We start from the raw sequence: 22,075 nt of genomic DNA, 5'->3' as shown, positions 1-22,075 counted from the left end.
AATCGTGTCTGGTTGCTGTGACAAGTAGATTTGAAGGTTACAACATGTCAAAGTCGAGTAAGTACGTATCGAAGTCACCGGATGAGAGTGGCTTTATCCAGTGGACAGATGAAGAAAATCAAATATGGCAAGAGCTTATTTCTCGCCAATTGAAATGTATTGAAGGCGTAGCCTGCGATGAATATTTTGAGGGACTTGCCAAACTCAATTTACCAACAGACAGAATTCCTCAGTTAGATGAGGTGAGCGATGTATTAGAAGGTGAAACGGGCTGGCGTTGCGAGCCAGTGCCAGCGCTTATAGGCTTTGGCCAGTTTTTCCGTTTACTGTCTGAAAGAAAGTTTCCTGTTGCTACGTTTATTAGAACGAGAGAAGAGTTTGATTACTTACAGGAACCTGATATTTTCCATGAGATTTTCGGCCACTGCCCACTATTAACTAATAAATCGTTTGCCGATTATACGCAAGCTTATGGTCAAATGGGTCTAATGGCGTCGAAAGAAGATAGAGTGTTTTTAGCTCGATTGTACTGGTTTACCGTTGAGTTTGGTTTATTAGATACACCTGAGGGATTACGCATCTACGGAGGGGGGATTTTATCTTCACCTAGTGAAACTCAGTACGCGATTAATGATAATTCAGTAGAGCGTAAGCCACTGGATATACTTGAAGTGCTACGTACACCATACCGAATTGATATATTACAGCCGATCTACTATTTGTTGACTAAAGTGAGTGATCTCGACGAAATTAGAAAACACTCCATTGAAGAAATCATGGCGATGGTAGAACAGGCTAAAGAATTAGGGTTATTCCCTGCAAAATTTCCACCTAAAGAAACAAAAGAAGCGAGTTAAGGAGTTAATAATGTCGCAATTATCTGTACAAAAATGTGAAGCATGTCATGCTGATGCGCCAAAAGTAAGCGATGAAGAATTACATCAATTAATTCGCGAGATTCCAGATTGGGTTCCAGAAGTTCGTGATGGCGTTATGATGTTAGAGCGCGTATATAAGTTTAAAAATTATAAGCTAGCTTGGGCATTTGCGAATAAAGTGTCTGAATTGGCGGAAGAAGAGTTTCATCACCCTGCGATTTTATTAGAGTGGGGCAAAGTGACAGTAACGTGGTGGACGCACGCAATAGGTGGCTTGCACAAGAATGATTTTATCTGTGCTGCGAAAACAGACACACTACTGTAATATTTAGTTACACTAATAATGCTAAGCCTCCTAAATAAGGGGGCTTTTTTTTGTCGTAAAAAATAGTTTACAATAGGGTTTTCCCCAGTGGTCACCCAGAGGTGAGTCGAATGCGTTTAGAAATAGGTTGTCAGGATCGTGTTGGTATTGCGCAAGAAGTGCTTGGTATTTTTGTTGAACGAGGAATCGATCTTAGAGGTATTGAGTTAAAACAGCCTGGCAAAATTTTTATCAATATTCCCGATTTAGAGTTTTCTGAACTACAAACTTTCATGCCACAACTACGTTTAATTGATGGTGTAGTAGACGTAAAAACAACGCCTTATATGCCTTCAGAACGCGAACGTAATGAGCTCGCAACGCTTATTCGAACCTTTCCAGATCCGTTTGTTTCAATAGATGCTAAAGGCAATATTCGCTTGATTAATACCATTGCAGCGTTGGCTATGGGCTGTAATGAAGACGAAATCGTAGGTGACCATGTAAGCCTGTGGCTGAAAGGGTTCAACTTTAATCGTTGGCTAGACAGTGATGAAGTGTTAGCACAAACGCGCCGATTGAAATTTCAGGATGAAGATTACGTTGCTGATATCATGCCGATTCATGTCTCAGATACCTCAGGTGACCCTGTGCTTGCTGGCGCAGTTTTAATCTTAAAGTCTGAAGCGCGGTTGGGACAGCAAATCAGTGCATTTAAACAAGCGAATGAGAATAACTTTGCAGGAATTCAAGCCAGCAGTGGGGCAATGCGAAAAGTTATCCGTGAAGCTAAGCGAATGGCTCTGTTAGATTCATCAATTCTTATTGTTGGCGAAACAGGCACAGGAAAAGAGCTTATTGCAAAAGCTTGCCATGCGGCGAGTGATCGCGCTGACAATCCATTCATGACTTTAAATTGTGCAGCGTTGCCCGACGATGCGGCTGAAACTGAGTTGTTTGGGCAAGGGAAACCCAACACTGAAAGAAGCAAACGAGGACTATTTGAGTTAGCAGATGGCGGAACCATCTTTTTGGATGAAGTAGGGGAAATGTCGCCTAAATTGCAGACGAAGCTTTTGCGTGTCATTCAAGATGGGATCTTCCGGAGAGTTGATGATGAACAAGAAATCACCGTCAATATTCGTATTATTAGCTCGACAAATTGTGATCTATTAAACATGGTGCAGCAAGGCGAGTTTAGAGAAGATCTTTACTATCGCCTCAATGTACTTGGCTTGAATATCCCTTCGCTACGCGAACGTCGTTCAGATATCATTCCGCTCGCTGAATTTTTTGTTAATAAATTCGGCCAACGCATAGGCAAATCAAATATTTCACTGTCAGATGATTGTCGCGATTTTATTGAACACTATCCTTGGCCAGGCAATGTTAGACAGCTTGAAAATGTGTTAATTCGAGCCGTGTCTTTAATGGAGGGGACTGTCGTTATGACCTCACACCTACAGCTGCCTGCATACACACGAGAACATGGCTATTTGGAACAGGAATTCGAAGGAACGTTAGACGCAGCGGTCAAAAACTTCGAAGCAGATTTATTACGAAAATTATATCCTGCTTACCCAAGCACCCGCCAGTTAGCGAAGAAGTTAGGACTTAGTCATACGGCAATTGCAAACAAATTACGGGAATATGACATCAATAAGAAGACTGTGAAAATTTAACAACTTACGTCGCCAAGAAGCTGTAAACATTTAACAACAAAGCGCTCTACCAATAGTTTAAGATAGTTATTGGGATGAGCGCTTTGATCTATTAGACTTCTTAAATGTTCCCTGATGGGATAAAGACAATAAGAGAGATTTTTATGAAACTTTATGGATATTGGCGCTCATCAGCAGCTTATCGCGTTAGAATTGTTTTACACCTCAAAGGTATACCTTTTGAATCGATCCCTGTGCATTTAGTCAAAAATGGTGGCGAACAGCACAGTGAAGACTACACTTCACTCAATGCAACTCATCTGGTGCCAACACTTGTAGACGGAGACGTCGTATTGAACCAGTCAATCGCGATTATCGATTACTTAGATAGTGTTTATCCGCAAGCGAATATATACCCAAAAACTGCTGTTGATAAGGCACAAGTTCAGGCGATGGCGCTCGACATAGCTTGTGAAGTTCACCCGCTCAATAACCTTCGCGTTCAACAATACTTGGCTAATGAACTTTCAGTAGGTGATGCTGAAAAGCTTGCATGGACCCATCACTGGATGAAATTAGGCTTCGCTGCTTTAGAAGAAAAATGTGCTAAGTATGCAGGTAAGTATTGCTATGGCGATGAGGTTTCAATGGCTGATATTTGTTTAGTGCCTCAGGTATACAACGCCAATCGATTTGGCCTAGATATGAGTGAATATCCTAATATCGTAAGAATTGTCGAAAACTGTAATCAACTAGAAGCATTTAAGCTCGCACTACCTGAAAACCAGCCAGATGCTCAATAAATTGGCTGTTTAAGAGTAATGGCAGTGATTTGATTATTTGTTGCTGCCACTGCGTAATTTACAAAAAGTTATACTTTAAAGTGAATTCCTGCTTGCATGCTTTGTCAAAAAGCGGTGCAATGGAAGAAAGTATTTTTTAATTTTCTTTTGTCTTGTTGAGACTTAGTACATCTAATCGTAACTATTCGTGAGCTGTCTGGTTATAGATTAAATACGACATTTCAAGCGGATGCAAAAAACGTAACTAGTTAGGCTACATAGTTAGAAAGAAGACAAAAGCGCTGTGCAAATATTTTTCAGTTTTAAAAGCAATGAGAATGAGCAAAGGTGAGTATGAACGAAACGCAAGAAGTACATTCTGAATCTACAAGCAATTCAAACTGGCTTATTCCTAGCATTATTATCGCATTGGTTGTGGTAGGTGCTGGCTACTGGTTAATTACATCAGATGAGCCTAAGGACGAAGTGAAGCCGCAAGTCGTTGAGCAGGCATCTGAGCCTGTGCCACTCGATGAGCCGACAGTAGATGATAGTCTGATCGAAAATGAGCTGCCTGAACTATCTTCTAGCACTCCACCTCCTGCAGAGTTGGTGGAACCAGAGCCTGTAATTACTTTGCCGTCATTAAATGAGAGTGACGCATGGCTTAAAGAAAAACTTCCGTCGATTACATGGCGTAAAGAGTTACTCAAACTTCTTATCGATGAGGACATCATTCGTCGCTTTGTCGTATTTACTGACAACTTCGCACAAGGGACGATTGCATATGAGCATAGCCCACTAGTTAAGCCAAATATCGGTTTTACCGCAAGAGAAGTAAAGTACGAAACGGGTGATGTTGAATTGCTGTGGGATGAATCTGCTACGCGTCGGTTTAGTTTATATGTTGATTTACTTCGTTCTATCGATAGCGATACTTTAGTACAATGGTATTTCGAAATGAAACCCTTGGTTGATGAAGCTTATCGTGAATTAGGTTACCCAGATGAAGAATTCACTTATGTATTGCAAGATGCAATAGCGCGGGTTTTAGATATGGAAGTACCCAAAACGGAACTTACTTTAGAGCGTCCTAGTGTGATGTTTAAATTTGCTAATCAAGATGTTGAAGCAATGGATGATGCGGACAAGTTGTTGTTGCGTCTTGGCAAAGATAACTTGTTAGTAATAAAGTCAATATTGTTGGAAGTGAATGAAAAATTAGCGAAAGAGAATAACTAGTGTATGAGTTCAATGCATGTACCAGAGCATATTCCTAAACGTCAAAGTAAATCACTACAAGCAATTGGTAACTTTGTCTTAAAGTGCCTTGGTTGGTCTGTTCAAGGGCAGCTACCAGAGCAGCATAAGAAATTAATTCTATCTGTAGCGCCTCACACGTCTAACTGGGATTTTGTTGTCGCGATTGCGGTAATGCTCTCTCTCGACATTAAGGTAACATTCCTAGGTAAGAACAGTATTTTCAAAGGGATTTTTGGCAAGTGGCTTACCAGTTTGGGAGGGGTAGGTATTGATCGTGCACATCGCCATGGCGTTGTGGGTCAAATGGTTGAACGATTTGCAGCTCAAGAATATATGTTACTTGCTTTAGCACCTGAAGGAACGCGTAGTAAAACCAAGGAATGGAAAACAGGATTCTTACATATGGCTAAGCAAGCGCAAGTGCCCATTGTTCCTGTTGGATTAGACTACAAGAAAAAGCAAGTTTTGTTCCTACCACATCATTTTGTCGTAGGGGAGATTGAAGAAGAGTTGATCGCAGTAAAAGCAATGTACACACCGTTTTGTGCAAAAAATCCTCACTTGGTGTAGATTTTATTGATTGTACTTGCAACTCAACAATAGTTTAGCGATAATTCGCGCCGCCTTAGGGCAATCTATGGTGACCCTTTCGGTCCCTTCGCAATGATACTCTGTGAACTCGGCCAGGTCCGGAAGGAAGCAACCGCAGCAGACGACTCATGTGCCGGAGTGTGGCTGATTGGGTTGCCACCCAATAAATACCTCCCCTATATATTTCTATATCGCTTGCCCATTTAACTTCAATTAAACACATTAGAAATGTGCGCATGTGCCATGTTAATACTGCAATGCAAATTTGGGGTTGAGTTTATATATCGCCTTGGTAAGATTGTACAAAAGAACAACAAGGAATGGTCGTGTTAGAAGCTGTAGCTGTCTCCCAAAAATTATCCAGAGAAACCTTTAACTTACTACCGGGCAAAGTGATAGATGTACAGATTAATCACCCTGTTACAATAAGGATAAAAACTACGCTAGTCGGTTATGAGGTGGGAAAATACATCATTCTCAAATACCCCAAAGTGGCATCTTCAGCGAATTATAACGATGTTCTGGTGCAAGGTAATGTAGCGATAGTGCGTTATTTAGTTGAGGGTGAAAAAGGATGTTGTTTCGCTTTTCGTTCTACCATTCGTTGTATTTCGCAACATCCAGAAAAGTTCATTTACTTGAGTTATCCCGAGGAAATAGAAAACCGTGAACTTAGACAACACCAGCGGGTGTCAACCAATCTCCCAGCGGCAATAACCCTAGGAAATGATTTCAATGGTATTTCGAAAATCACTGGGGTGATAAGAGATATTTCACGTAATGGGTGTGGTTTTTACTTTGTCGCACACAACGACAATATCACTGTTCATAAACGGGATGTATTTATTACGATTAAGCAGCCAGACAATCAGATCATTAAGATTAGTGCGAGTGTGTGCAATAGTAGGAATGAATGTGGCACTGTTAGCGTAGGTATCAAGTTCAATGAAAACGATAAGCAAGTTCAGGCTTTATTTGAACAATTGCTTATCGAAAGTCATCTAACGTAACTAGGTTGAAAAGTCGATAGAGGCTATTCGGCCTCATGCGTTTTCATAAACTCTAACGCCTTTCTCACCGCTACCTTAACATTATTTTCCATTTCAAACCTTTCTGAGGCGGGTAAATAGAATGCCATATCGACTTCATGTCTAATATAGCGAGAAGGTAGTTGATTTAATACGACACATGTTAAGTCAGCCATAAAATCACTGTCATATTTTTCTTCAAGTTTGAGCGTAGCAAAATGTTGAATGACAAGTTTTTCATAGTAGTTATGAATGTCGTCAGATATTTTCATAAAAGACTCCTCAGTTATTTCTACTCTAAAGCCTAAATGCTAGAATTTCAAAAAGCGAGTATTAATTGTAATTTAATCGAAATCGTAAAATATAAAATAATATTAGACCAACCAGCCAGTATCTTATTGCTTTTCTTGTTGTTCTATTTGCCTTTCAATCATGCTAATTGCTTGACGACAGCGGCCTAATCTTTGGTGTAAGGTTAATATCTCTTGTGTAAGTTGGCTTTGCGGTCCGTTACCTGTCGAGTTGAGGTGACGTTGTTTTTCTTCAAGCATTGCAACCAGACGTCGCTCGAATTCATGTGTTTCCGACAATTTTGCATATAGCGTTTGAATTGGTTGTAATACCCTTGACATAGCTTGTTTAAACCTAGCTTTACCAAGGTGATCTTTTCGATATTTATCAATGGCTTTTAAACTGTCTTTAGCGTTCATCGCCTTGATGATCGCTGCGCACTGTAGCTCTATCTTCTCTACCTGAAATGCAAGAAAACTAAGTTGCCCTTGTTGAAGCAATTGCTCGGCGTGTTGAAGCTCTTTTTCTATTTCAGTTACATAAGGGAGAAATAATTTACTTCTGCTCCTAAAGCACTCTTGGTTGAATAACTGATGCTTTGGGCTTGTGCTGTTATTTCGTTGAGATGCATTTTGGTCGAGTTCCCTTGCTTGTACATAGAGCTTTCGTAGCAGGTTTCTAATCTTATCTATCGCTAACTGTGCTTTACTTCGTTGCATCGCTATAACCAAGCTTGATACGCGAGATTCGCAGACATTAAGATGACGATGGTGATAAATACAGGGCGGATAAACTTGCCACCAAACTTTATTGCTGAATGAGCGCCAACCCAAGCGCCAGCCATAATAAACAATCCCATTGCCAAGCCTAGAAAGACGTTAACATAGCCGAGATAAAGAAAAGTTAATAAACTGCATGCATTACTTACAAAGTTTGTTGCACGTGCTAAACCGCAGCTTAACATAATGTTGATTTTGTATAGAGCACTTGAACTTGCCGTCCAAAATGCACCGGTGCCTGGGCCCGCAAGCCCATCATAAAATCCTAGTATTAATCCTTGAGTGCTCTGAATTAGTTTCAACTGCTTAGATTCTACAGGCAATTTACTGTCGTTATATACAACGTTTTTGGCAAGTAGCGTATATATAGCTGTGATGATGATCAGAATAGGAAGATACTTTTCTAAAAATTCAATTGTTAGAAATGAAACAATCAGCGTACCTATAACTGCACCTATAGCAGTGGCGATAAGTGAAGTTCGCCAAAACTTTGGATCAAACAGTTTTTGCCGATAGAACGTAAAAGACGCAGTAAAGGAACCAAATGTTGCAGCGAGTTTATTTGTCGCAAGTGCAATATGCGGTGGTAGTCCCGTTGAAAGCAATGCGGGTACGGTTAACATACCTCCACCGCCAGCAATAGCATCGATAAGCCCTGCTAAAAACGCAACGGTACACAGAATAAACCAAAGTTCCACACTGAGGATTGGCTCTATCAAATCGACGCCCTAAGTTGTATCAAAAAATCGCAGCGATTCTACCACATTATTATGCGAGTTTGTTTTAGAATTTTTCATCTTTACATAACAGCACTTAGGGTTGCACAAATACTTAGAACAAATTTGAAAGCATTAATGTTAACGATTTCATTTAACTTCGTTTTTACATCATTTTTATTTATTTTTGGCGAAAAAAAAACAACTGTGTCAACAAGTTCAAGTGCAGGCTACAATTTTTTTAAATAATTTTCTTAGACATGTCCGAAAAAGTTTACGAAAGTTTATGACGTTGGTGTTACCTATTGAATTATATGGTTTTTTATTTTTCAGGTGATTCTTTGTTTTACACAGGATTATTGTGATTAAATTGTCAAATATTTAATGTTTGTTTTCTTTATCTTATTGTTTTTTCAGTGTTTTGTTTATTATGGTGAAAGCTGGGATAACGTGGTAGGCTTGATATGTGTTGAAAAACTTCTCTCATGTTGGTTATTCTTTTTATTTCAATGTGTTATGTTGGTTCTGTAAGGTGTTTTTCGGTGTTTCGTAGTGTCAAGTTACGTAACACTGTGTTGACCCACATTATAAATAACGTTTACTATCAAGTGAGATTGAAATAGCGGCATGCTATTTCTTACAAGAAAAACAAAGCAATATAGCTTTGGTTTAAAAACATTAGAATCACGCAAAGTGGTCTAAGGGAGAAAAAATGTATAACAATAGCAAAATAGCTAGAGCTGTTCGTTTAGCTATGTTCGTAGGAGCTAGCTCGGCGGCTGCAATTGCTACACCAACATTCGCTGCTGAAGAAGGTGCAGATGTTGAACGCATTGAAGTAACTGGTTCACGTATTAAGCGTTCAGAGTTTGAATCTGCTAGTCCAATTTCTGTATTCGATTCAAAACAAATTCTTGCAACTGGTGTTACCAGTGTTGATGAATTCCTAAAGGACATCCCTGCGTTTTCGGGCTTCCAGTTAGGTGCATCAACAAACAACGGTAACGACGGTCAAAAGAAAGTTGATTTACGTGGTCTTTCTTTTAACCGTACGCTAGTGCTTATCAATGGTCGCCGCCAGGTGGGTGACGTAAATGATGACGGTGCAGTTGATATTAACTCAGTACCAATCGGTATGGTTAAGCGCATTGAAGTACTAAAAGACGGTGCTTCTACAATTTATGGTGCTGATGCAATCGCTGGTGTTGTAAACATAATTCTAAAAGATGACTTTGAAGGATTTGAAATTACAGCTAACTGGGGTGCAGGTACGGAAGATGGTCAAGCTGAGAACTTGGGCATTTCAATGGTTGCTGGTACCGCTAGTGACAAAGGAAGCTTCACAGTTGGTATGGAATATAGCCGCCAACATGAGATGAAGCAGGCTGAAAAGTCTTGGGCGACAGAAGCCTTATACCCACAATTACAAGATGATGGTAGTTTCTTAGCTGTAGGTGCAGGTTCATCTAACAGCCGTAAGATTACTATTTTTGACGCAGGTGCAATTGCTGCAGCTGGTGGCAGTACATTTATTGTAGATGAAGCAACAGGTCAAATTAGACCATTTGGTAAAGATTTTAACGGCAATAATGTAAACGATACCTATAATTATGCGCCAGTTAATGCTTTGATTACGCCAAATGAGCGTTTTCAATTTGCTGCGAATGGTAATTATGAGTATATGGACGAACAACGTGTATATATGGAAACATTATATACACGCCGTACTTCACACCAGCGTTTAGCTCCTGACGCATCATTTACGACAAATGATGATATTCAATTAGTTCCAGCATCTAACCCATTTAACCCATTTGGCGATAATGCGAATAACCCTTACGGTATTAGCGGAGAAGACGTTCGTATTAACCGTCGTTTCGTTGAGTCAGGCGGTCGTTTGTATCAACAGTCTGTTGATACATTCCGTATGGTGTTTGGTTTAGACGGTTACATTGATGATACATTTGGTTATGACGTATCATTCACATACGCTGAAAACGAATCTGTACAAGAAACAGGCTTCTTGCATCGCTTAGACAGATGGCAAATCATGGTTAACCCAGATATGTGTTCAGCAAATGCCGATTGTGTGGCTGCAGGTGGCATGGAATTCAATCCATTCGCTCCATATGGCACTATTACTGATGATCAAATTGGCTATTTGATGGCAAACTCATTAAAAGATACTTCTTGGGGTCGTTTAATGTTGTTCCAAGCGGTATTCAGTGGCGAAGTTGAAAGTATTGACTTCGGTGCAGGTAGTCTTGGTTGGGCTGCTGGTTTTGAGCATCGCTATGAAAATGGCCGTTTCTCGCCAGATGAATTCATGGGTGAAGGTTTAACAACTTCAGGCGCTTCTGATCCACAAGAGGGTGGCTTCAAGGTTGATGAACTTTATGCTGAATTTAATATGCCAATCACGGATAACCTAATTGTTGACGCATCACTTCGTTATTCAGACTATGACACAGTAGGTAACACTACTAACTACAAAGTTGGCGTAGACTATCGATTAAATGATGCAATCAAGTTCAGAACTGGTTTAGCAACGGGTTTCCGTGCTCCTAACATTTCTGAAATCAACCAAGATTCAACAGCTAACTTCCCAGTTGTAGAGCCATGGTGTGAGTTTATGGATCGTCGTAACGATATTACTGAAACGATGCGAGAAAACTGTATCGCACTAGGTATGGCGACAGATGATTCATCTGAAATGGGCTTTGCATGGCAATCGACTGTTACTGAAAGCGCGCCACCAAAAGGTTCATTAAAGCCAGAAGAATCTGATACATTCACATTTGGTATGGTAATTGAACCTCTAGAAAACTTGAATGTTAGTATTGATTACTGGAGTATTGAAGTTGATAACGTTATTGGTATTCCAAGCTTCAATGACTTGTCATATAACTGTTTAGACTCTGTTAATATGAGTGCAGCTTCTTGTCAAGTATTTGAAGATTGGACAGGTGGCAACTCTCCATTGGCGCTACCTGGTACAGGTCTAGCGATTCCATCTGATGCGACGGTTACATACGGTAACTTAGGTAAGCTGAAAACATCAGGCTTAGATATTGACGTACAATATACTGTTGACGTCGATTTCGGTTTTGGTAACCAACTTGACCTACGTTGGTCTGCTACGCACACGTTTGAGCGTGAAGAAACTTTCGCACTAACTGGTACAACCGACACAATCGGTACTGCAGACGGTTTCGCTGTATATCCAGAACTTCGTATGAATGCATCAGCTAACTTAATGGGTGATGATTGGAATGTTCAGTGGTCAATGCGCTTTATTGGTGAAACAGAGGATGCTACACGTCCAGCTGCAATCACTGATGACCATGTAGCTGAAGAAGTTATTTACCACGATTTAACGGGTAGCTATACATTCGGTACAGTTTCGTTCTCAGTTGGTATTGCTAACTTAACTGATGAAGATGCGCCTCGTTTCCACAGTGCATTTAACGCGAATACAGAGCCAGGAATGTACGACGTAATTGGTCGTCGATTATTCGGTAGTGTTAACGTTAAGTTCTAATGAACTGGCTCTTTTTAAAGAGCTCAAATAATATGCTAAAAGCCCTGTCTTAAACGACGGGGCTTTTTATTGTGTGTTTTTCCCACTCTGATGTATGTTTAATACCAATCCGCATAAATAATTGCCCACTTGGAATGACATGGACAACATTAGAACAAACGAAATAAGTGTAGATATAGTTGTTCTAGGCTTTGGCATCCTGCGTCGCTCTACCTTCTGCATCTATGCAGAAAATTATGAAATTATCACTTTCTTGACATAGCTATGAACTGGTCAAATATCTATTTCACTTGGTATAAATAAACTATACTATTTGAATTTAGCGCTTCGTTTTAGTGCATTAGTAAGGCAATAGAAAAATTCTGCGATTTGGCGACTTCCTCATTTGTACGCCTAACCTAATGTAACCTCATAGGTAAATAAGCTACTCACTTAAAAGGTAAGCTAACGCGTCGATGAGAAAACATAAGATAGTGCATGTTTAAAGTACTACTAATCGCACATTTAATATTTTCAATTGAAAATTTCCGTTAATAACTGCAACAATTTGTTTCTATCGGGTCATGGTTGTTTGTTTTGTGCTCACCAAGTGCGTGTTTTGTACTAATTTAATACATATTGGTAATTAAATTTGACTTACTACGAATGAATTAGTAAAACATACAAAGTCAATATTTTCGTACTGAGGAACATATAGGATTATTTGATACTATCTTATCAGAAATTACTTACCAGCCTTAAGCAAGCTTGGTGGGTTGATGAGGTGTTACAAATGTAAGATTATTTATTTAACTTTTGTTAAATAAATAACCTTTTTTATATGCCTGGTTGACAGTTACGCTGTCCTTTGGGAATATTGCATGGTTTTATTACTAGAGAAATTAAAACTACAGCAGATTATTAGGTTTGCGTTAACAATAATTTTGTTATCTAAATTCAATAGCAATTGGTTGGGAACTATGTCCAAATTAAGCAAAAAAAGCCTTATCGCATCAACTATCGTTGGCGCCATGGCATTATCAGCAAGCAACGTTGCTTTCGCTGATAAACTATCTGATTTACAAAGTGCTGAAGAAAAAATCTTCAAAACGTCTCAAAAATCTCAAGCTAAAGTGAGCAGCATTTATGAGCAAACAATAGAGTTAATCGGTGAGTACCGTAACACTGTTGACGAAGCTGAACTACTTAGCAGCTACAATGACCACGTACAATTAATGGTTAATGACCAACGTGCGAACATTGCATCACTTGAGAAACAAATTGCTGGCATCGATAAGATCAAGCAAGGTGTTGTTCCTTTAATGTACAAAATGATCGATACATTGGAAAAGTTTGTTGAATTAGACGTTCCAATGAACTTAGAAAGTCGTAAAGAGCGTATCGCTAACTTACGTAAGATCATGGCTGACTCTAACGTGACGACTTCTGAGCAATTCCGCTTAGTACTTGAAGCGTACGAAATTGAAGCAAACTACGGTACTATTTTTGATGCATATCAAGCTGAGCTTGATTTAGGTGACCGCACTATCACTGCTGATTTCGTTCACATGGGTCGTGTTGCATTGGTTGCTCAATCACTTGATATGAAGAATGCTTGGGTTTGGAACAACAATTCACGTTCTTGGGAAGCGTTGGGTGATGAGTACTTGAAAACCGTTACTGACACTATTCGTATGGCACGTAAGCAACTTCCAATGGACTTAACTAAACTACCAGTATTTGCAGCAGGAGCAAAATAATGAAGAAAGTTATTAATTTTGTATTACTAGCTGCAAGCATGTCAGCTGGCCTTACAAGTGTCGCACAAGCTAACGACCTTGATAAGCTACTTCAACAAGTAAAAGCTGACCGTATCTCAGAAGCTAAAATTGACAAGAAACGTGAAGCAGAATTTATGGCTGCACGTGCTGACAAACAGGCTTTATTGAACAAAGCAAAAGCTGAGTTGAAAGCACAGCAAGAACGTAACAAGCGTTTAAACAAAGAATTTGCTGATAACGAAATCACGCTTTCGCAAAAAGCAGTTGAACTAGACAACGCCAAAGGTACTTTAGGCGAAATGTTCGGTGTTAGTCGTTCGGCAGCAGCTAACGCATACGGTTCTGTTACAACTTCGATTGTAAGTGCTGAATTCCCAGGTCGTGGTGAGGTACTTAACCGTATCGCTAACTCGAAGGAAATCCCAGCGTTGGAAGACTTAGAAGAGTTATGGTTTGCACTTCAAACAGAAATGACTGAATCAGGTAAAGTTTCTCAGTTTACAACTGAAGTGACTCAACTTGATGGTTCTAAGTCACAAGAATCTGTTACACGTATCGGTACTTTTAACTTAGTATCAGACAACGGTTTCTTAAATTACAACGATGAAGTTGGTCAAGTTCAGCCACTAGCTAAGCAACCTGCTGGCTACATTGCTGAAACAGCATCTTCATTCTTCAACACTTCTTCAGGTTATGCGCCAGTATACGTTGACCCGTCACGTGGTGCTATCTTAGCGCTTGAAACACGTAAGCGTACGTTGATGGAATTCTACCATCAAGGTGAAGAAGTAGGTTACGGTATCACTATCCTACTAGTAATCGGTTTATTGATTGCATTAGAGCGTATGGTTGTTCTAGGTGCTATGGGCGCTAAAATCAAAGCTCAACAAAAAGACCTTTCTACACCAAACGAAAACAACCCACTTGGTCGTTTATTGAAAGTTTACCATGACAACAGAGATGCTGATGCTGAAACGTTAGAGCTTAAGCTAGACGAAGCTATCTTACGTGAAACACCAACTATTGACCGTGGTATCAACCTAATCAAGATGTTCGCGGCTATCGCGCCACTTATGGGTCTATTAGGTACAGTTATCGGTATGATCATGACGTTCCAAACGATTACATTGTTCGGTACAGGTGACCCGAAAATCATGGCAGGTAACATCTCTCTTGCACTTGTAACTACTGCACTAGGTCTAATCGCAGCATTGCCACTAATCCTAGTTCACAGCATCGTTGCTGGTCGCAGTAAAGCGGTTCTTCACAAGTTAGACGAGCAAAGCGCTGGTTTAATTGCTGAAATCGCTGAGAAGGAGTCTAAATAATGTTATTCCTGATAGAGCTTGTTGAATCTGTCAGGAGTTTTATTGCAACTGGCGGTAATGTACTTTACTTTGTCGCCTTTGCTCTCTTAATGATGTGGATACTAATGATTGAACGTTATTGGTTCCTTGCGTCTACTTACCCATCTCTTAGAGATGGCATTATTGAAAAGTGGAATGCGAGAGAAGATACAACGTCATGGTATGCACATCGTATCAGAGATACATGGATCTCCGAAGCGACAGAATTACTTGAGCGTAATATGCTTACAATTAAAACCTTAGTGGCAATGTGTCCACTGATTGGATTGCTAGGTACTGTGACAGGTATGATTTCAGTATTTGAAACTATGGCACAACAAGGTACAGGTAATCCACGTCTAATGGCGTCAGGTATATCGATGGCAACAATTCCGACAATGGCGGGCATGGTTGCAGCATTATCAGGCGTATTTTTTAGTTCAAGATTAGACGCTAAAGTTAAATTGGCCAAGGCTAAACTGGTTGACAGTTTACCTCACCACTAGAGAGAAATTGATATGGCACGTAAACGTATTCGTGAAGAAGAAGAAGCGGCAATTGATATGACGCCGATGCTAGACATCGTATTTATCATGCTAATATTCTTCATTGTTACCACTTCATTTGTTAAAGAAGCGGGTATTGAAGTAAATAAACCCAAAGCGGCTAATCAGACTAAGCAAAAGTCAGCAAATATTTTCATCGCGGTGAAAGATACTGGTGAAATTTGGTTAGACAAACGCCGTGTGGATGTTGAGCGTGTTGCAGCGAACATTGAAAAATTGTTAGCTGAACAACCAACTGATGTTGTAATCATTCAAGCTGACAAAGATGCTAAACACGGCATTGTTGTTAAGGTAATGGATGCTATTAAAGACGCGGGCATAGACCGAATTTCTATCGCTGCAGCTAAGGGGTAGCAATATGGTTCGCTTTTTAGTATCAATACTACTAGGCGCAGCTGTAACTTTTGCATTATTCGTATTCATGGCCTTCCTTGTTTCTAGCGGTGATAGAAATAAGGAAGAGCAACAAGAGAATATTGTAGTAGAAGTTAACACTACGCCGCCTAAGTCGGCTGCTGAAACACGTAAGCGTGTTCCGCCGCCACCACCACCGCCGCCTAAAACGCCGCCTAAGCCTCAAGCACCAGAGCCTGAGCCAAGCAATACAAGTGGTGGCATCTCGTTTAACATGCCTAGCTTAAATCTAGGAGGTGCTTCGACGGGCATGTCGGCACCAGGTGCAGGTTTTGGTAGAGATGGTGATGCAACACCAATCGTTCGAATTGAGCCTAAGTATCCAATACAGGCTGCTCGTGATGGTAAAGAAGGGTGGGTAAAACTATCTTTCACTATCAATGAAGTAGGTGGTGTTGAAGATGTTAAGGTTATCGACGCAGAACCTAAGCGTATTTTCGACAAAGAAGCGCGTAGAGCGTTACGAAAGTGGAAATACAAACCAAAAGTTGTAGATGGCAAACCAGTACGTCGTCCTGGATTAACAGTACAATTAGACTTTACGATGGATGGAGGTAATTAGTTATGAGTAAGTTAATTACATCAGCGCTTGTGTGTGCATCAATTGCACTTGCACAACTTCCACTGTCTGCACCAGCTCAGGCTGGTGCCGCAGCGGCCGAAGAAAAGCCTAAGCGTAAAGTTCAACTGCCAAGTCCGTCAGTGGGTAAGAAGGTAGGTAAAGCGTTTGAAGCGTATTCAGCTGAAGATATTGATGGTGCGATTGTCATTTTAAAAGATATCGATGCTAAGCGTGACTATGACGTTGCCTACGTAAATTACTTTACTGGTCAAATGTATGCCATGAAAGCGAAGGGTAGTGAAGCCTTACCGTATATAGTTAAAGCGATTGAGCCTGATATCTTGAATGAAGCAGATCACGCAGGTGCTTTAAGACTTGCAGCTGACTTGTCTTCAATAGAGGAAGATTTTGCAAATGCGATCAAGTACTACTATGAATGGATAGCATTTACTGGTAAAGAGGATGGTGATGTCTATACGCGTATTGCACAAGCCTATGTAGCTAATAAGCAATTAGATAAAGTCATTGATCCGGCAGATAAAGCGATTGCTGCTTATGGCGATAAGCTTAATCAAAACCCATATATTCTTAAAGTCACGTCTTATTATGAACGTAAGATGACGAAGGAAACGATTGGCTTATTGGAAGATATGGTTCAAATGTTTTCTAGTGAGAAAAAGTGGTGGGTAATGCTTGGCCAGCTTTACATCATGGAAGAGAAGTATGAAAAAGCACTGGCAACGTTAGACCTAGCCTATAAACAAGGTTACTTGGAAAAAGAATCTGAGATGAAAACCTTGGCAAGTCTATATGCACAAAGTGAAATGCCATACAAATCTGCGTTGATTCTTGAGAAGCATATCGCATCTGGATTAATTAAGCGTGATGACAAAAACATCGCTTCGTTAGCCAACGCTTGGCATGCTGCGTTAGATATTGATAAGGCTGCTAAATATTATGGTGAACTAGCTAAGATGACTAATCTTACTAAGCACTATGAGAAGCAAGCGGTGTTATTTAAGCAAGACGAGCAGTTTAAACCAGCGATTGTTGCCTACAACAAAGCGTTGGAAGGTGGTTCTAAAAACAAAGGCACAATTTATATGGGACTAGCAGAATGTCATTTCTACCTAGGTCAATATAAAGAAGCACATTCGGCAATTGTGAAAGCTGCTGATTATCCTAAGACAAAGCGTGCAGCAACTTCTTGGGCTTCATATATCAAAGAAACAGCACAACGTAAGAAAGTTAAGATTTAATCACTTAGTTACTTAATTGTGTTGAAAAAGCCGACGAAAGTCGGCTTTTTTTTGCTTTAAACATGACCCGTCCTAAATAAGTGTCAACCTATACCAGGACAACACAACATCGACTTTGTAAATCACGCTTCCTGCGAGATCTACCACAATATTCTTCGTATCCTAGCCAAGGAAAAATAAAGCTACTAACAACGGAGTGAAAGTTTACTGTAATTTTAGTGTAAAATATTTGTGATTTTTGCATCGTATTCTTGATCTTGATCAAATAACGCTGTTAAAAAAGCAGCAATTAGGCTAGAATGCGCGCCGATTTATACGTAGTTTAGGAAGTTCACAATGTCTCACGATGAAAATTTCAAAGATAGCTCATCAATTGTTCACTTAGTTTTGGCCCTTGGCGCACTAGTAGTGTTCCCACTATTACCAACCGTTATGGGTTGGTTCACAATGTTAAGATAACCACTTTATGATTGATAATCGTAAAGTACTTGTCGTTGACGACAAGCAACACGTGCTAGATACCGTGAGAATTTGGTTAGCAGAGTGTGGCTTAGTCGTTGACACAGCTTCAAATGGACTTGATGGTTTAGAAAAAGCGAGCAAAGGTAATTACCGATTAATCATCATTGATCACCTAATGCCGCTAATGAATGGACTACAACTAGCCAAAAACCTTAAACAAAAAGAACTTACGGCAAATATTCCATTGTTGTTCATGACCACGCAAGACGTCAAAAGTATTAATGACTCTACTGATGTCAAGAACTTCATCAGTATTGTTGAAAAACCTCTCGATAAAACAGAATTCTTTACTGTACTTAGCCGCTATTTACCTGAAAATAGTCTTAAACAGTCACTATAATTTTTAATGATTTTCCTTTATCCTGTACGCTTATAATTTTTATTACAAGTTACACAATGACGGAATCACAGTTAAACATTATTAAAAATGCTGTCCGCGACATTCCTGATTATCCTAAACCGGGTATCCTGTTTAGAGATGTCACAGGAATCTTAGATGATGCGACAGCTTTTACTCTTACCATTGATATATTAGCAGACAAATATAGAGATCTTGGTGTTACCAAAGTAGTTGGTACAGAAGCTAGAGGCTTTTTATTTGGAGCTCCACTTGCGCTAAAACTCGGCGTTGGTTTTGTACCGGTACGCAAACCTGGCAAGTTACCTCGTGCTACCTTTGCTCAAGATTATGAACTTGAGTACGGTACTGATACCTTAGAGATTCATCAAGACGCGCTAACTGAAAATGACAAAGTGCTAATTGTAGATGACTTGTTAGCAACTGGCGGTACAATCGAAGCGACCACGAAGCTAATAAGAAAGCTTGGCGCAACTACGGAACACGCCGCATTCGTAATCTCGTTACCAGATCTTGGTGGTGAAGATCGCCTAGCCAGACTCGGTTTAGACACTTATTCTCTACTTCAATACGAGGGAGATTAAGACTCTTATGAGCTATCAAGTACTTGCCAGAAAGTGGCGTCCTAAATCATTCGCAGAATTGGTTGGACAAGAACACGTTGTTACAGTGTTAACGAACGCATTGCAACAACAACGATTGCATCATGCGTATTTATTCACTGGAACACGCGGTGTAGGTAAGACAACGATAGCTCGTATTTTTGCTAAAAGCTTAAACTGTTTACAAGGTATCACAGCTGAGCCTTGTGGCACGTGTGATGCGTGCGTTGACATAGATAATGGACGTTTTGTTGATTTACTTGAAATTGACGCTGCGTCTCGCACTAAAGTAGATGATACGCGCGAAATACTCGATAACGTTCAATATGCGCCTACCAGAGGACGTTTTAAAGTCTATCTGATTGACGAAGTGCACATGTTGTCACGTAGTAGCTTCAATGCGCTACTAAAGACATTAGAAGAGCCGCCAGAACACGTAAAATTTATTCTCGCAACCACTGATCCCAAGAAATTACCAATCACGGTGCTTTCACGTTGTTTGCAGTTTCATTTGAAATCGCTAACTGTTGAGCAAATCAGCCGTCAACTTGAACACATTCTTACACAAGAAAGCGTTACCAATGAACCAGCAACACTTAGCCTGTTAGCGAAAGCTGCACAAGGCAGTATGCGTGATTCGCTTAGTTTAACTGATCAAGCTATTGCGCAGGGGCAAGGGCACTTAACGGTTGCCAATGTTCAACAAATGCTCGGCGGTGTTGACCAACATTGGGCATACAAGATTCTCATTGCTTTATTAAAACAAGATAGCAAAGGGCTTATGGCGCTTTCATTAGAAATAGCATCTTATGCCCCAAGTTACAGCAGGTTGCTTGCTGAAATAATTCAGCTCCTTCATCAAACAGCGCTCGCGCAAATTGTTGGTGTTAAGTTTGATTTATTACCTGAGCACAAAGCACTGATGGAAAAGTTTGTCCGTTTAATGTCACCGGAAGATGTTCAGTTATATTATCAAATCGCGTTAAACGGTCGCAAAGATTTACCCTATGCAATGGACGAACAAGCGGCGTTTGATATGGTGCTGTTACGTATGTTGGCATTTCGCCCTGAAGCCAATAGTACGACTATTGTTGCTAGTGGAGCTGTATCAGATGAAGTGCAACAAGAAATTGATGAACTAACACTATCCGAAAGTACACAGCTACCTTCAGAAATTGCTAATCCTAAAAATAATTCGAATGCTGAATTAGCCCAGAACGATACCAGCTCTGCCGAAAAGTATACCCTTGAAGGAGGTATAGCAGAAAACCCAATTGAGACTACTGCTACCATCGAAAATATAGCGGTTGATATTCCTAGCGAGCAAGAGTCGTTAACTAGTGAACATCACCTGAATCAGCCGGACAATGAAAGTGCTAATCAAAGCGCTAATCAAAGCAACGAGGCACTTGCTGAACTCGATTCACAAATGGCTGCACTTGAAGCGCAGGCCGGCGATATGATGCTTGATACACCGAATTTAGCGGCAACAGCAAGTAATCAAAACTTGCCGGAGGTGGAACTCGCTGCTGAACTTACGGAACAAGCCAGTGTTGAACAAACACAGGTTCAGCACAACGCTGCCTCGTTAGCACCTTCAAATATGCTTAGTGAGGCTCATGAAGAAGAAAGTTCTTCTACAGATCAGCCTGAAAGTAATTCGTCAAATCAATCAGCTTCAATGGAGCCTAATGTTGAGTCAATAAGCAATGAGCATCAGCAAGTTGACCAGCAAGCACACACTCAAATTGAACCACTTCCGGATTCATCTCCCGTTGCTGCGGTATTAGCATCCAGAAATATGCTACGTAGTCGCAAGAAAGCATTGGAGAGCGACGGAAAAAAGTCTAACGACGCAGCAAAGCGTCAAAACGATGAGGTGCAACCACTCGAGATCCCTGTAGATGTCCCGAGTATAGAAACGTTGCCAGAGCAGCCATATCAACCGGAAATCATCGACCCTGCGGTAGTTACTAAGGCTAATCAAATTGACAAGTGGGCGAATATGATTGATTCGATGTCGTTGGGCGGCCGGTTGCGTCAGCTCGCTATTCATTCGACCATTTCCGAAAACTCGACAGATGATTTATTGTTATTGCAATTGGATCAATCGACCAAGCATTTGCAAAGCGATGCTGCACACAAACAATTAGAAGCGCATTTGTGCCAATTGCTCAATCGCGAAATAAAAGTAGAAATTGAAGTGGTCGAGGCGACTCAAGATGATCCATTTCAAATTCAAACAGATATTAATGAAAAACGCTATGATTATGCCAAAGATCTGCTACTTAACGACGACATCGTTAATCGATTACAGCAAGAATTTGATGCAGTACTGGACGAATCCACTATAGCTGCGAGATAATAGCAGCAATACAGCTATTAATTTAGCCTTGAACTTTAGCGCGCAACCCTCTATTGTTGCGACATCTGAAATGCGGAGTAAGAATTATGATGAAAGGTGGCATGGGCAACTTAATGAAGCAAGCCCAACAAATGCAAGCAAAAATGCAAAAAGCGCAAGAAGAGCTTGCTAACATGGAAGTAACTGGCGAAGCCGGTGCTGGTATGGTTAAAGTAACAATGACTGGTAGCCACAGCGTACGCCGCGTAGAAATCGACGAAAGTTTGATGGAAGACGACAAAGAGATGATCGAAGACTTAGTAGCTGCTGCATTTAATGACGCAGTACGCCGAGTTGAAGAGCAGAACAAAGAGAAAATGGGCGCTTTAACGGGCGGCATGCAAATGCCTCCAGGCTTCAAAATGCCGTTCTAAGAACTGCGATATAAATCATTAAAAACAGCGCCAATTGGCGCTGTTTTTGTTTGTGATATAAGTACAAGCTACAT

General features: G+C 40.4%; 21 protein-coding genes and 1 other RNA gene. 19 read left to right on the top strand and 3 right to left on the bottom strand.

Features of this window, described 5'->3' with window-relative positions; genetic code table 11:
* Positions 1 to 44: 44 nt before the first annotated feature.
* The 8 genes from phhA (at position 45) to ACSLUK_RS07440 (ending at position 6,489) form a co-directional block, all read left to right on the top strand.
* Positions 45 to 857 (top strand): phenylalanine 4-monooxygenase, encoded by an 813-nt coding sequence (phhA, locus tag ACSLUK_RS07475; protein ID WP_448547918.1) that lies wholly within the window; start codon positions 45 to 47, stop codon positions 855 to 857.
* A gap of 10 nt (positions 858 to 867) precedes the next feature.
* Entirely contained in the window at positions 868 to 1,203 is a 336-nt protein-coding gene (locus ACSLUK_RS07470) for a 4a-hydroxytetrahydrobiopterin dehydratase (protein WP_448547917.1), read from the top strand.
* A 110-nt stretch (positions 1,204 to 1,313) separates the two neighbouring features.
* A complete protein-coding gene (gene tyrR, locus ACSLUK_RS07465) occupies positions 1,314 to 2,864 on the top strand; it encodes a transcriptional regulator TyrR (protein WP_448547916.1) in 1,551 nt (516 codons plus the stop codon).
* Positions 2,865 to 3,007: 143 nt separating this feature from the next.
* Positions 3,008 to 3,646: a maleylacetoacetate isomerase gene (gene maiA / locus ACSLUK_RS07460; protein WP_448547915.1), complete on the top strand. Its 639-nt coding sequence runs from the start codon at positions 3,008 to 3,010 to the stop codon at positions 3,644 to 3,646.
* A 333-nt stretch (positions 3,647 to 3,979) separates the two neighbouring features.
* Positions 3,980 to 4,867 (top strand): DUF3014 domain-containing protein, encoded by an 888-nt coding sequence (locus tag ACSLUK_RS07455; protein ID WP_448547914.1) that lies wholly within the window; start codon positions 3,980 to 3,982, stop codon positions 4,865 to 4,867.
* 3 nt (positions 4,868 to 4,870) lie between these two features.
* Entirely contained in the window at positions 4,871 to 5,458 is a 588-nt protein-coding gene (locus tag ACSLUK_RS07450; protein WP_448547913.1) for a 1-acyl-sn-glycerol-3-phosphate acyltransferase, read from the top strand.
* 77 nt (positions 5,459 to 5,535) lie between these two features.
* Positions 5,536 to 5,632: signal recognition particle sRNA small type (gene ffs / locus ACSLUK_RS07445), an RNA gene on the top strand.
* 173 nt (positions 5,633 to 5,805) lie between these two features.
* Positions 5,806 to 6,489, top strand: coding sequence for a PilZ domain-containing protein (locus ACSLUK_RS07440; RefSeq protein WP_448547912.1), 684 nt, complete (start codon positions 5,806 to 5,808; stop codon positions 6,487 to 6,489).
* A 23-nt stretch (positions 6,490 to 6,512) separates the two neighbouring features.
* On the opposite strand, the gene ACSLUK_RS07435 is transcribed toward ACSLUK_RS07440, so the two are convergent.
* The 3 genes from ACSLUK_RS07435 to ACSLUK_RS07425 form a co-directional block, all read right to left on the bottom strand.
* Complete coding sequence (locus tag ACSLUK_RS07435; RefSeq protein WP_448547911.1) at positions 6,513 to 6,779, bottom strand: late competence development ComFB family protein; 267 nt, start codon at positions 6,777 to 6,779, stop codon at positions 6,513 to 6,515.
* Between the two features lie 123 nt (positions 6,780 to 6,902).
* Complete coding sequence (gene priC, locus ACSLUK_RS07430; RefSeq protein ID WP_448547910.1) at positions 6,903 to 7,517, bottom strand: primosomal replication protein PriC; 615 nt, start codon at positions 7,515 to 7,517, stop codon at positions 6,903 to 6,905.
* Positions 7,518 to 7,519: 2 nt separating this feature from the next.
* A complete protein-coding gene (locus ACSLUK_RS07425) occupies positions 7,520 to 8,296 on the bottom strand; it encodes a TSUP family transporter (protein WP_448547909.1) in 777 nt (258 codons plus the stop codon).
* Between the two features lie 709 nt (positions 8,297 to 9,005).
* Between ACSLUK_RS07425 and ACSLUK_RS07420 the strand changes: the two genes are divergently transcribed.
* The 11 genes from ACSLUK_RS07420 to ACSLUK_RS07370 all read left to right on the top strand — a co-directional run bounded on the left by ACSLUK_RS07420 (position 9,006) and on the right by ACSLUK_RS07370 (position 22,001).
* The gene (locus ACSLUK_RS07420) at positions 9,006 to 11,834 is read left to right on the top strand and encodes a TonB-dependent receptor plug domain-containing protein (protein WP_448547908.1); all 2,829 of its coding nucleotides are present in this window, start codon (positions 9,006 to 9,008) and stop codon (positions 11,832 to 11,834) included.
* Between the two features lie 959 nt (positions 11,835 to 12,793).
* Positions 12,794 to 13,573: a DUF3450 domain-containing protein gene (locus ACSLUK_RS07415; protein ID WP_448547907.1), complete on the top strand. Its 780-nt coding sequence runs from the start codon at positions 12,794 to 12,796 to the stop codon at positions 13,571 to 13,573.
* Positions 13,573 to 14,922 (top strand): MotA/TolQ/ExbB proton channel family protein, encoded by a 1,350-nt coding sequence (locus tag ACSLUK_RS07410; RefSeq protein ID WP_448547906.1) that lies wholly within the window; start codon positions 13,573 to 13,575, stop codon positions 14,920 to 14,922. The genes ACSLUK_RS07415 and ACSLUK_RS07410 overlap by 1 nt, the downstream gene beginning before the upstream one ends.
* On the top strand, positions 14,922 to 15,446 hold the full coding sequence (locus ACSLUK_RS07405; protein WP_448547905.1) for a MotA/TolQ/ExbB proton channel family protein: 525 nt from the start codon (positions 14,922 to 14,924) through the stop codon (positions 15,444 to 15,446). The genes ACSLUK_RS07410 and ACSLUK_RS07405 overlap by 1 nt, the downstream gene beginning before the upstream one ends.
* A gap of 12 nt (positions 15,447 to 15,458) precedes the next feature.
* Positions 15,459 to 15,860 (top strand): ExbD/TolR family protein, encoded by a 402-nt coding sequence (locus ACSLUK_RS07400; protein WP_448547904.1) that lies wholly within the window; start codon positions 15,459 to 15,461, stop codon positions 15,858 to 15,860.
* 4 nt (positions 15,861 to 15,864) lie between these two features.
* A complete protein-coding gene (locus ACSLUK_RS07395) occupies positions 15,865 to 16,482 on the top strand; it encodes an energy transducer TonB (protein ID WP_448547903.1) in 618 nt (205 codons plus the stop codon).
* 2 nt (positions 16,483 to 16,484) lie between these two features.
* Positions 16,485 to 17,741 carry a tetratricopeptide repeat protein gene (locus ACSLUK_RS07390; RefSeq protein ID WP_448547902.1) on the top strand — a complete coding sequence of 419 codons (1,257 nt, stop codon included), beginning with the start codon at positions 16,485 to 16,487 and terminating at the stop codon, positions 17,739 to 17,741.
* 466 nt (positions 17,742 to 18,207) lie between these two features.
* Complete coding sequence (locus tag ACSLUK_RS07385; protein ID WP_448547901.1) at positions 18,208 to 18,603, top strand: response regulator; 396 nt, start codon at positions 18,208 to 18,210, stop codon at positions 18,601 to 18,603.
* Positions 18,604 to 18,659: 56 nt separating this feature from the next.
* Entirely contained in the window at positions 18,660 to 19,205 is a 546-nt protein-coding gene (apt, locus tag ACSLUK_RS07380; protein ID WP_448547900.1) for an adenine phosphoribosyltransferase, read from the top strand.
* A 7-nt stretch (positions 19,206 to 19,212) separates the two neighbouring features.
* Positions 19,213 to 21,588 carry a DNA polymerase III subunit gamma/tau gene (gene dnaX / locus ACSLUK_RS07375; RefSeq protein ID WP_448547899.1) on the top strand — a complete coding sequence of 792 codons (2,376 nt, stop codon included), beginning with the start codon at positions 19,213 to 19,215 and terminating at the stop codon, positions 21,586 to 21,588.
* 83 nt (positions 21,589 to 21,671) lie between these two features.
* The gene (locus tag ACSLUK_RS07370) at positions 21,672 to 22,001 is read left to right on the top strand and encodes a YbaB/EbfC family nucleoid-associated protein (RefSeq protein ID WP_448547969.1); all 330 of its coding nucleotides are present in this window, start codon (positions 21,672 to 21,674) and stop codon (positions 21,999 to 22,001) included.
* Positions 22,002 to 22,075 lie beyond the last annotated feature (74 nt).

It is taken from the genome of Thalassotalea fusca (assembly GCF_053485835.1).
The sequence above is the reverse complement of the archived record's forward strand: the minus strand, read 5'-3'. Positions and strand labels throughout refer to the sequence as shown.

What these genes read in the sequence shown, in the direction of transcription:
- priC (WP_448547910.1), bottom strand. Translation starts at nt 7,517, where the DNA reads ATGCAACGAAGTAAAGCACAGTTAGCGATAGATAAGATTAGAAACCTG.
- ACSLUK_RS07415 (WP_448547907.1), top strand. Translation starts at nt 12,794, where the DNA reads ATGTCCAAATTAAGCAAAAAAAGCCTTATCGCATCAACTATCGTTGGC.
- ACSLUK_RS07435 (WP_448547911.1), bottom strand. Translation starts at nt 6,779, where the DNA reads ATGAAAATATCTGACGACATTCATAACTACTATGAAAAACTTGTCATT.
- tyrR (WP_448547916.1), top strand. Translation starts at nt 1,314, where the DNA reads ATGCGTTTAGAAATAGGTTGTCAGGATCGTGTTGGTATTGCGCAAGAA.
- ACSLUK_RS07420 (WP_448547908.1), top strand. Translation starts at nt 9,006, where the DNA reads ATGTATAACAATAGCAAAATAGCTAGAGCTGTTCGTTTAGCTATGTTC.
- ACSLUK_RS07395 (WP_448547903.1), top strand. Translation starts at nt 15,865, where the DNA reads ATGGTTCGCTTTTTAGTATCAATACTACTAGGCGCAGCTGTAACTTTT.
- ACSLUK_RS07385 (WP_448547901.1), top strand. Translation starts at nt 18,208, where the DNA reads ATGATTGATAATCGTAAAGTACTTGTCGTTGACGACAAGCAACACGTG.
- ACSLUK_RS07410 (WP_448547906.1), top strand. Translation starts at nt 13,573, where the DNA reads ATGAAGAAAGTTATTAATTTTGTATTACTAGCTGCAAGCATGTCAGCT.
- ACSLUK_RS07400 (WP_448547904.1), top strand. Translation starts at nt 15,459, where the DNA reads ATGGCACGTAAACGTATTCGTGAAGAAGAAGAAGCGGCAATTGATATG.
- ACSLUK_RS07450 (WP_448547913.1), top strand. Translation starts at nt 4,871, where the DNA reads ATGAGTTCAATGCATGTACCAGAGCATATTCCTAAACGTCAAAGTAAA.
- maiA (WP_448547915.1), top strand. Translation starts at nt 3,008, where the DNA reads ATGAAACTTTATGGATATTGGCGCTCATCAGCAGCTTATCGCGTTAGA.
- ACSLUK_RS07405 (WP_448547905.1), top strand. Translation starts at nt 14,922, where the DNA reads ATGTTATTCCTGATAGAGCTTGTTGAATCTGTCAGGAGTTTTATTGCA.
- ACSLUK_RS07390 (WP_448547902.1), top strand. Translation starts at nt 16,485, where the DNA reads ATGAGTAAGTTAATTACATCAGCGCTTGTGTGTGCATCAATTGCACTT.
- ACSLUK_RS07455 (WP_448547914.1), top strand. Translation starts at nt 3,980, where the DNA reads ATGAACGAAACGCAAGAAGTACATTCTGAATCTACAAGCAATTCAAAC.
- ACSLUK_RS07470 (WP_448547917.1), top strand. Translation starts at nt 868, where the DNA reads ATGTCGCAATTATCTGTACAAAAATGTGAAGCATGTCATGCTGATGCG.
- phhA (WP_448547918.1), top strand. Translation starts at nt 45, where the DNA reads ATGTCAAAGTCGAGTAAGTACGTATCGAAGTCACCGGATGAGAGTGGC.
- dnaX (WP_448547899.1), top strand. Translation starts at nt 19,213, where the DNA reads ATGAGCTATCAAGTACTTGCCAGAAAGTGGCGTCCTAAATCATTCGCA.
- apt (WP_448547900.1), top strand. Translation starts at nt 18,660, where the DNA reads ATGACGGAATCACAGTTAAACATTATTAAAAATGCTGTCCGCGACATT.